Origin of the sequence: Streptomyces sp. NPDC050636, assembly GCF_040654775.1 — a bacterium.
GTDB lineage: Bacteria > Actinomycetota > Actinomycetes > Streptomycetales > Streptomycetaceae > Streptomyces.
Genome location: NZ_JBFAIP010000273.1, coordinates 1 through 1,166, shown reverse-complemented (window position 1 = coordinate 1,166; position 1,166 = coordinate 1). Strand labels below are relative to the sequence as shown.

Genomic DNA, 1,166 nt, shown 5'->3' with positions numbered 1-1,166 from the left:
AGCACGAGGCGCGCCGCCTCCCGCTCGGCCAGCCACCGCGACACATGCCCGGCGATCGCACCCGTCCCACCCGTGATCAGCACACTGCCACGCGGTGTCCAGGTCCGACCGTTGCCACGGTGCTGCGCCTGCACCGCCCGAGACAGCCTGCGGCCGAGCACCCCGGCCGCCCTGATCGCGACCTGGTCCTCACCACACCCGGCCAGCACCGCCACAAGCCGTGCACCAGCCCGGTCATCCATCGCCGCGGGCAGGTCGATCAACCCGCCCCAACGGTCCGGGTGCTCCAGACCGACGACCCGGCCCAGACCCCACACCTGCGCCTGCACCGGACTGACCAGCACCTCGTCCGGCGTGGCCGACACCGCACCACGGGTGCCTATCCACAGCGGTGCGACGATTCCTGCATCGCCCAACGCCTGTACAAGGCCCAGCGTCGCGGCCAGTCCCCCGGCCACCACCGGGTGCTCCGGCACCGGCGCCTCATCCAGCGCCAGCAGCGACAACACACCCGCAACCACGCCGGCAGACTCCACGCCCGCACTCTCCAACGCCTCACCGAACAGCGCTGCCACACCATCCCGGTCCACGGACCCGCCCGGGACCTCGACCACGACTACCTCGGCCCCACGAGCGGCCAACGCGGCCACACACTGCTGTGCCGAGTCGTCCTCGCCCAGTCCAGCGGAGGCCACAATCAGCCAAGTCCCGGACAACACACGGGAGTCGGGCTCGGCGATGGGCGACCAGTTCACCCGGTAGCGCCAGTTCGCGGTCACCGACCGGTCCAGCTCACGGCGCCGCCACGAAGCCAGCATCGGCAGGATCTCACCCAGATACCGCTGGTCCTCGATCTCCAGCACATCGGCAACCCGCGTCACGTCGCCGTCGTCGACCGCCGCCCAGAACTGCGCTTCCGCCGCCGTACCCGCGCCGCCTCCACCGACGACCGAGCCCGGCGTCGGCATCAGCGCCAGGACCCCCTCCGGCCAGAACCGCCGGTGCCGGAAGGCATACGTCGGCAGCTCCACCGACTCGCCCGCCGGGAGCACCTTCGACCAGTCCACCGCCGCACCGTTGACGAAGGCCCGCGCCAGGCCGTTGACCAGCCCGGTCACACCCTGGTCGTCACGACGCTGCAGCGGTACGAAGACGCCCTCATCGCT

General features: G+C 71.5%; 1 pseudogene. It reads right to left on the bottom strand.

The features are described from left to right. Positions 1 to 1,166, bottom strand: a pseudogene (locus tag AB0I10_RS41220) (polyketide synthase); the annotation flags it as partial.